The organism is Collimonas fungivorans, assembly GCF_028292705.1.
GTDB classification, from domain to species: Bacteria; Pseudomonadota; Gammaproteobacteria; order Burkholderiales; family Burkholderiaceae_D; genus Collimonas; species Collimonas fungivorans_B.
The window spans coordinates 1-8,544 of record NZ_JAQGLV010000224.1; the positions used below are offsets into that span (position 1 = coordinate 1).

At 58.3% G+C, this 8,544-nt stretch carries 6 protein-coding genes and 1 pseudogene; 6 read left to right on the plus strand and 1 reads right to left on the minus strand.

Annotation, left to right across the window (positions count from 1 at the left end; all coding sequences use genetic code 11):
• Positions 1-495: 495 nt before the first annotated feature.
• The 3 genes from alaS to JWQ61_RS12800 all read left to right on the plus strand — a co-directional run bounded on the left by alaS (position 496) and on the right by JWQ61_RS12800 (position 5,475).
• Positions 496-3,120 carry an alanine--tRNA ligase gene (gene alaS / locus JWQ61_RS12790; protein ID WP_304360866.1) on the plus strand — a complete coding sequence of 875 codons (2,625 nt, stop codon included), beginning with the start codon at positions 496-498 and terminating at the stop codon, positions 3,118-3,120.
• Between the two features lie 120 nt (positions 3,121-3,240).
• Positions 3,241-3,795, plus strand: a complete 555-nt coding sequence (locus JWQ61_RS12795) for an NUDIX domain-containing protein (protein WP_304360867.1) — start codon at positions 3,241-3,243, stop codon at positions 3,793-3,795.
• 90 nt (positions 3,796-3,885) lie between these two features.
• Positions 3,886-5,475, plus strand: coding sequence for a rhomboid family intramembrane serine protease (locus tag JWQ61_RS12800; protein ID WP_304360868.1), 1,590 nt, complete (start codon positions 3,886-3,888; stop codon positions 5,473-5,475).
• Here the strand turns inward: JWQ61_RS12800 and JWQ61_RS12805 are convergent, their stop codons facing one another.
• Positions 5,476-6,822: a hypothetical protein gene (locus JWQ61_RS12805; protein WP_304360869.1), complete on the minus strand. Its 1,347-nt coding sequence runs from the start codon at positions 6,820-6,822 to the stop codon at positions 5,476-5,478.
• A gap of 253 nt (positions 6,823-7,075) precedes the next feature.
• On the opposite strand from JWQ61_RS12805, the gene JWQ61_RS12810 reads away from it, so the two are divergent.
• From JWQ61_RS12810 to JWQ61_RS12820, 3 genes and pseudogenes are all read left to right on the plus strand, one after another.
• Entirely contained in the window at positions 7,076-7,303 is a 228-nt protein-coding gene (locus JWQ61_RS12810; protein WP_183081802.1) for a sulfurtransferase TusA family protein, read from the plus strand.
• A gap of 317 nt (positions 7,304-7,620) precedes the next feature.
• Positions 7,621-8,373, plus strand: a complete 753-nt coding sequence (locus JWQ61_RS12815) for an electron transfer flavoprotein subunit beta/FixA family protein (protein ID WP_014005149.1) — start codon at positions 7,621-7,623, stop codon at positions 8,371-8,373.
• Positions 8,374-8,446: 73 nt separating this feature from the next.
• A pseudogene (locus tag JWQ61_RS12820) lies at positions 8,447-8,544 on the plus strand (electron transfer flavoprotein subunit alpha/FixB family protein); the annotation flags it as partial.

Sequence of the window (8,544 nt, forward strand, 5' to 3'; positions counted from 1 at the left end):
TGATCGTAGATTTCACTCGTAAAGCACCAAATTTGCTTGTTTTTAAAATAACTGAAAGGAAGTCAAAATGAAGATCAATAAATTGCTGGCTGCCATCGTTGTCGCTGCTTTCGCCCTGCCAGTCATGGCGCAAAGCGCTCCTGCAGCAGCACCTGCTCCTGCCGCTCCTGCAGCCGCACCGGCCGCTGATGCACCTGCCGCAGCACCTGCGAAAAAAGCTGGCAAGAAACATCACAAGAAAAGCCACAAAATCACAGCTACACCGGTAAACAAAGGCGCTTAAATAGCGTGCAATACAACTGATATAGGTGCAAATTCGGCACAAATCTGCCTGAATTACCGCCCTCATATCATTAAAAGCCCGCCGGAAGCGATTCTGGCGGGCTTTTTTCATGTGGCCGCGGCAGAATAGCCCGGCAGGTATCACGTATAATCAAAGGTTTGCAAAAGGACATATTGTCCGTTGCCTTTTTCCGTTTCATTTTGCCCAAGAACATGAACTCAGCCGAAATCCGCGAAAAGTTTCTCAAATTCTTTGAATCCAAAGGCCACACCATCGTGCGCTCGTCGAGCCTGGTGCCAGGCAACGATCCGACGTTGCTGTTTACCAATTCCGGCATGGTGCAGTTCAAGGACGTGTTCCTGGGCACTGAAAAGCGCAACTATGTGCGCGCCACCTCGGTGCAGCGCTGCCTGCGCGCCGGCGGCAAGCACAACGACCTGGAAAACGTCGGGTATACCGCACGCCACCATACTTTTTTCGAAATGCTGGGCAACTGGTCGTTCGGCGACTATTTCAAGCACGATTCGCTGGTCTGGGCCTGGGAGCTGCTGACCAAGGTATATGGCTTGCCGGCTGACAAGCTGTGGGCCACGGTATATGAAACCGATGACGAAGCCTTCGATATCTGGCACAAGGTGATCGGCCTGCCGAAGGAGCGCATCGTGCGCATCGGCGACAACAAGGGCGCACCATACGCGTCGGACAATTTCTGGCAGATGGCCGACACCGGCCCTTGCGGTCCTTGCTCCGAAATTTTCTATGACCACGGTCCCGATGTCTGGGGCGGTCCTCCTGGCAGCCCGGAGCAGGACGGCGACCGCTACATCGAAATCTGGAACAACGTGTTCATGCAGTTCGACCGCCAGATCGATCCGAAAACCGGCGTCGCCACCCTGACCCCGCTGCCGAAGCAGTGCGTCGATACCGGCATGGGCCTGGAGCGGCTGGCAGCGGTCTTGCAGCACGTGCACAGCAACTACGAAATCGACCTGTTCCAGCGTCTGATCAAGGCGGCTGCGCGCGAAACGAATATCACCGACCTGGAAAACAATTCGCTGAAAGTGATCGCTGATCACATCCGCGCCTGTTCTTTCCTGGTGGTCGACGGCGTGATTCCCGGCAATGAAGGCCGCGGTTACGTGCTGCGCCGCATTATCCGGCGTGCGCTGCGCCATGGTCACAAGCTGGGCCAGACCAAGCCGTTTTTCTACAAGCTGGTCAAGGACCTTGTGCTGGAAATGGGTGCTGCCTATCCGGAGCTGCCGGCGGCTGCCGAGCGCGTCGAGCAGATCCTGAAGCAGGAAGAAGAGCGCTTTGGTGAAACCCTGGAACATGGCATGAAGATCCTGGAAGCCGAGCTGCTCAAGAATCCGAAGAAACTGAGCGGCGCCACCGCATTTACGCTGTATGACACGTTTGGCTTCCCGCTGGACCTGACGGCGGATATCTGCCGTGAACGCGAAATCGAATTGGACGAGGCTGGATTTGCGGCCGCCATGGAGCGCCAGAAAACGGCAGCACGTGAAGGCGGCAAATTCAAAATGACAGCTGCTGTCGAATACAGCGGCGACAAGACCCGTTTCGTCGGCTATGACGAACTGGCACATGAAGCCAAGGTGCTGGCCTTGTATGTGGACGGCAGTGCGGTGCAAAAAATCGAAGCCGGCCAGGATGCGATCGTGGTGCTCGACACCACGCCGTTCTATGCCGAGTCAGGCGGCCAGGTAGGCGACTGCGGCGTGCTGGAAGCAGCCGGCGCCTTGTTCGAAGTGACCGATACCCTGAAAATCCAGGCCGAAGTGTTCGGTCATCACGGTAGCCTGCGCAGTGGCTCGCTGGCAGTCGGCGATACACTCAATGCCAAGGTCGATATCGCAGTGCGCAACCGCACCATCCGCAACCATTCGGCGACGCATCTGATGCACAAGGCCCTGCGCGAAGTGCTGGGCGTGCATGTGGCGCAAAAGGGTTCGCTGGTCGATGCCGACAAGACCCGTTTCGACTTCAGCCACAACGCCCCGGTCAGCGCCGATGAAATCCGCCGCATCGAAGAAATCGTCAACCGCGAAATCCTGGCCAACGTCGCGACTGAAGCCAAATTGATGTCGTTCGACGATGCGGTCGGCGCCGGCGCCATGGCCTTGTTTGGCGAAAAATACGGCGACGAAGTACGTGTGCTGTCGATCGGCACGTCGCGCGAATTGTGCGGCGGCACCCACGTCACTCGTACCGGCGACATTGGCCTGTTCAAGATTGTGGGCGAAGGCGGCGTTGCCGCCGGCATCCGCCGCATCGAAGCGGTGACCGGCGAAGCCGGGCTGGCGCTGGTGCAGAACCTGAGCAACCGCGTCAATGAAGCGGCGGCGGCATTAAAAGCGCAGCCGGAAGAACTGACCCAGCGCATCGCGCAGGTGCAGGACCACGTCAAGGCGCTGGAAAAGGAACTGAGCAGCCTGAAATCGAAACTGGCGGCGAACCAGGGCGACGAGCTGGTGTCCCAGGCCGTCGACGTCAAGGGCATCAAGGTGCTGGCGGCGACGCTGGAAGGCGCCGATAGCGCGACCTTGCGCGAAACCATGGACAAGCTGAAGGATAAGCTGAAGACTGCCGCCATCGTCCTGGCTGCGGTGAAGGATGGCAAGGTGAGCCTGATCGCCGGCGTCACTGCCGATGCTACCGCCAAGGTCAAGGCCGGCGAGCTGGTCAATTTCGTCGCCCTGCAGGTGGGCGGCAAAGGCGGCGGCCGGCCCGACATGGCGCAAGCCGGCGGCACCGACGCCAGTGGCCTGGCGGCGGCGCTGCAAGGCGTTGCAGCCTGGGTCGGCGAACGCGCATAAAGAACCTGGCCGAGATCGTGGCTAGCCAAAGCGGGGAGCATCAAATCGCAGTAGTATCGCGGATTGATGCTTCCCGTTTTTTTTCGTCCTTATTTTCGTCCTTAACCAAATAATCTTGCCATGAGCGATTTCAAATTCTGCCCGGTTTGTGCCACTTCCCTGATCCAGCGCAACGATGAAGGCGAAGGCGGGAAGTCGCGCCTGGCTTGCCCTGAAGGACACTGGACGCATTGGGACAATCCGTTGCCGGTGCTGGCGGCGATCGTCGAGATCGACGGCAAGGTCCTGCTGGCGCGCAATGCGGCATGGGAAGAGGGCATGTTTGCGCTGATCACCGGCTTCATGGAGCGCGATGAAACCCCGGAGCAGGGCATCGCCCGCGAAATCAAGGAAGAAACCAATCTCGACGCCGAGCAGGTCAAACTGGTCGGCGTGTATGAATTCATGCGCAAGAACGAGCTGATCATTGCCTACCACGTCAAGGCGTCCGGCCAGATCCGGCTGTCGCCGGAACTGCTGGAATACCGCTTGCTGGAACCGGCCGCATTGCGCCCCTGGCGCGCCGGCACCGGCCACGCCGTCGCCGACTGGATGCGAGCGCAGGGACTGGCGGTCGAATATGTCGACCGGCCCTTGTTGCAGAAGGCGCAGCCCGAACCTGCCGTGAAAGCGTAAGAGCGCCCGGGCAGTAAAAAATAACGCTGCCATGCGGCAATGACTGGGTAAAATTGCATTATTAAAATTCCCACCCGCTCTTGACCCGCCATGCTGATTATCCCGGTAGACCGTAAGCCAGACTGGAAGCGCCCGCCGCTGGTCACTATCCTGCTGGTGCTGGTCAACCTGCTGATTTATTTCGGCATCCAGTGGCACGAGCGCAGCCAGATGGAGCCTGCGGCGCACTATTACCTGGTCGAGTCGCGCCTGCCGGAATTCGAATTTCCCGCTTATGCACGTTACCTGGAAAGCGATAACAAGCAGGAGGCCGCTGCCGTCATGCGCAAGGGGCTGGAGCGCTGGCGGCTGCTGCGGGCACGGGCCGACCTGGCCGCGGCGCGCGACGGCAAGACCGCTTCGCTGGAAAACTACGAAGCGCTGATCGAGAGCTGGTATGTGCTGGACGCCGACCTTCGTTTTTCGGCCTTGATGCAGCAAGCGAAACCGGCTGTGCTGGGCACCATCGGCGCCGACGACCTGGCTGAATGGAAGGAGCAGCGGGAGCACTATGTGCTGACCCGCAAGCGCAGTTTCACCGAACGCTACGCATTGATCCCGGCGCAGGCGTTCGAGCGCCCGGTTACCTTGCTGACGCATATGTTCCTGCACGCCAGCGTCGAGCACGTGCTGGGCAACATGGTGTTCCTGGCGATGGTCGGTTATGCGGTGGAGATCTTGCTGGGCGGCGGCTGGTACCTGCTGTTTTACCTGTTGTCGGGCTTGCTGTCGGCCGCGTTCTATCTTGTGTTCCGCGGCGATAGCATGATCCTGTCGCTGGGCGCTTCGGGCGCCATCTCCGGCGTCATGGGGATGTACACCGTGCTGTACGGTTTGCGCAAGATACGATTCTTTTACTGGTTCCTGTTTTACTTCGATTTCTTCAAGGCCCCGGCATTGATCATGCTGCCGATCTGGGTCGGCAAGGAAGTCTTCGACCTGTGGTTCGGCGCGCCGTCGAACACCAATTATTACGCTCATATCGGCGGCTTGCTGGGCGGCGCCTTGCTGGCCCTGGCTTATCGTTTGCTGGCGCGGCGCAAGCTGGAGCAGGCGCACGCCACCTACGTAGCTCCCGCCGACGATGACAAGCAGCTGCGCAGCTTGCAGCAGAGCGCCTATTCGGCCTTGAGCCGCCTCGATTTCGAACGCGCCCGCCGTGATTTCAGCAGCCTGGTGAACCGGACCCTGGCGCAGCAACGGGCGCCGCAACCGGACTGGCTGCTGCAATTGTTCAATCTGTCGAAACAGGCGCCGGCCGCGCCGACCTTCCACAAGACCGCTGAGATGCTGCTGCGTTTGCCGAAGGGCAGCCTGGCCGAGGACAAGATCCACCAGGTCTACCTGGACTATGTGGCGAGAGCCGAGCCGCGGCCGCAGCTGAGCAGCGAGCAATCGCTGGCGGCGGCCAAGCGCTTTGCCTTGAACGGCCAGCCGCAGACCGCGGCGGCCATCCTGCAGATACTGATGGTGACCGCGCGCCAGCACCAGCAGCTGCCGCAACTGGTGCAGTTCGTGGCGCGGGGATTCATGGCGGCCGGCATGCACGACAAGGCGCAGCACTACCAGAAACTGCTGCAGCAGCAGTTTCCCCTGAGCGAAGAAAGCCGGCTGGCGACCAGCCCGGGCAATCGATACTGATCAGGTTTGCGGCGAGCCCTGGGCCAAACGTTCGATCACGTTCTTGTAGCGCTGCGCTTCGTCCGCCGCCGGGTTGCTCGGCCATTGCGCGATCACGTGGTTGAACAGCGACAGGGCGCGGGCATCCTGGCGCAAGTGGTCGGACAGCAGCTTGCCGGCCAGCACCAGCACTGCCGGCACATCTTTATGGCGTGCAGCGCGCTTGTGGAAGCCGGACACGATTTCCAGCGCAATCTGGTATTCGCGCACTGAGGCGGCGGCTGCGGCAATTTCCAATACATGGTCGGGATTGTCGATCTTGAATTCAGGATCGAGCTGGCGCGCCTGGCGCCAGGCGTCGCCGATGCGGCCCGGCTTGCCCGAGCGGGCCAGTGTAAACAGGTGGCGCGGCGCATATTCCAGCTGTTTGCCCTTGTCGCCCTTGAGCATCAGCAGCTTGGCGTAATGGCTCGACAATTGCGCGTTGAATTGGTCGTAGCGCAGTTCTTCCCACACCATTTCGATGGCGAGGTTGATGTCGCCGTCGCGAATCAGTGCGCCGATCTGCTGTGCCAGGATTTCGTCGTCGCTCAGGGGCCGGTTCTGGCGGCTGCTGGCCAGCGCATTGACTTCAAAATTGCGATCGGGCGCATAGCCGATCTCCTGATGATACTGGTACATCGTATAACCCATCAGGTTGAAGCCGACCAGGGTGAAATAGGCGCAAACGAAGATGGCCAGGCCGATCAGCATGGTGATCGGCAATTTCCCGAGGAACAGCTCAATGGTGATCGGCGCGCACTGGCTGAGGATGAAGCCGAATGCCCACAGCGCCAGGTAGGGCCAGCCGCAGGCCTTGATCATCTTGAACACGTTGAAGGGATTGATGGCGTCGGTAAAGCTATGGGTATGTCCCAGCACCATGATGCTGGCCGGCAGCATCAGGTTGGCCAGAGCGCTTCCCAGCAGCCCGAGGAAGGGATGGAGGTCGGCCATGATGGCGACAAAGATCCCTTGCACCAGCATCACGAAGTACAGCTTGTAGGGCGACATCTTGTGCATGTCGTCCGGCTCGTCGAAATCGGCGTAGCGCAAATTGCCGAGCGAGGTTTGCTCCAGGATCCGGAATGCCTGGCGCATCAGGTCGATCGACAGGCCCAGGCCGACCAGCACCGCGACAATCAGGATAATTGGCGAGAAGCCGTCGTCGCCGCTCCTGCCCAGCAGCCACAGGCCGCAGCCGACCAGGGCGTATAAAGCAGGGCGCCAGACCAGCTGTTGCTGCAGCGGATACAGGAAAAAAAGGGGCAAGCGCTGCCAGAACGGCGTAATGTTGTTGTAAGGATTTTGGCTAAGACTGTCCTGCATGCGAGTTCCCCGGAATGACGCGTAGAGCTGCCTTAGAGCGGCATTGGCTGTTTTCTTGTTACATTCTGTTACGCCAGAAAATGAATGTTAGCATGTGAATCGAAATTTAAATTGCATTAAAGACATATTTATTTGTGGCACTGCTGTTGTAAAAATGATTGATGGATTGTTGCGATGCGTCAAAGGGTCCTGCGTTTGGAGTAGAATCATCAAATAGCAGCAAATGTTAAAAATTTTTACATTAGAAGTGGTTATGGAATTTAATAAAGAACTCGATGCACGCGGTCTGCACTGCCCATTGCCGATTTTGAAAACCAAGAAGGCGTTGGCAGACATGCTGAGTGGCGAAGTGCTGCGTGTATTGGCGACTGACTCTGGTTCGGTGCGCGATTTCCAGGCGTTTGCGAAGCAGACCGGTAATGATTTGGTGGAGCAGAGCGAAGAAAACAGAGAATTCATTTTCTTCATGAAGCGCAAGTAAGAAAACAAGCCGCCGTTCTGCCGCAAGTCTTTACCTCTCCATGCGCAACCAGCGTTCTGCTGGTTACGCCATCCCTCGGTTTTCCCTCAATTCTTGCCAGTCTTGTCCAAGGCTGGCGCACCATATTTCCAAAGCTTTAACCATACCGGGCCTGTCTTGTTCTACATGGGGCTGGCGCAATTAGTCGGTTTGCTCTAAGATTTAATAGAACGATCGTGCTAAATTTCAGCGTCGGATCGAATTCTCTCTTATAATTCCCAATTAAGATTTACGTTAACGTCAATTCAGATTTTTTATTTTCAATAAAAGGCATAACGATGAAAGTATTAGTACCAGTCAAGCGTGTCGTCGACTACAACGTCAAGGTGCGGGTCAAGTCGGACGGCAGCGGTGTGGATATTGCCAACGTCAAGATGTCGATGAATCCGTTTGACGAAATCGCGGTGGAAGAAGCCACGCGCCTGAAAGAAGGCGGCAAGGTCACTGAAGTGATCGCCATTTCCTGCGGCGTGACGCAATGCCAGGAAACGCTGCGTACGGCAATGGCGATCGGCGCCGACCGCGGCATCCTGGTCGATACCGCCGATACCGACCTGCAGCCGCTGGCGGTGGCCAAATTGCTGAAGGCGGTGGCTGACAAAGAACAGCCGCAGCTGATCATCCTCGGCAAACAGGCGATCGACGACGATTGCAACCAGACCGGCCAGATGCTGGCTGCGCTGCTGGGCTGGCCGCAAGCGACTTTTGCTTCCAAGGTTGTGCTGGAAGACGGCAAGGTCACGGTCACGCGCGAAGTCGACGGCGGCCTGGAAACCATCGCCCTGACGCTGCCGGCCATCATCACCACCGATTTGCGCCTGAACGAGCCGCGTTACGTGACGCTGCCGAACATCATGAAAGCCAAGAAGAAAACGCTGGACGTGTTCAAGCCGGCCGACCTGGGCGTGGACGTCGCACCGCGCCTGAAGACATTGAAGGTAGTGGAGCCAGCCAAGCGCAGCGCCGGCATCAAGGTGCCTGATGTGGCGACCCTGGTCGCCAAGCTGAAGAATGAAGCCAAGGTCCTGTAAGCGATTGCAGAGCCGGCGAATTTCCAAACCACTATTCAAGAACCAAGCGTAACGCCGCAGCATTGCCAACACGGTGCAGGCGAGCGCACATAAATCAGGAGCCCACATGACAGCCCTAGTCATCGCTGAACACGATAATGCCTCATTAAAAGGCAGTACTCTCAATACCGT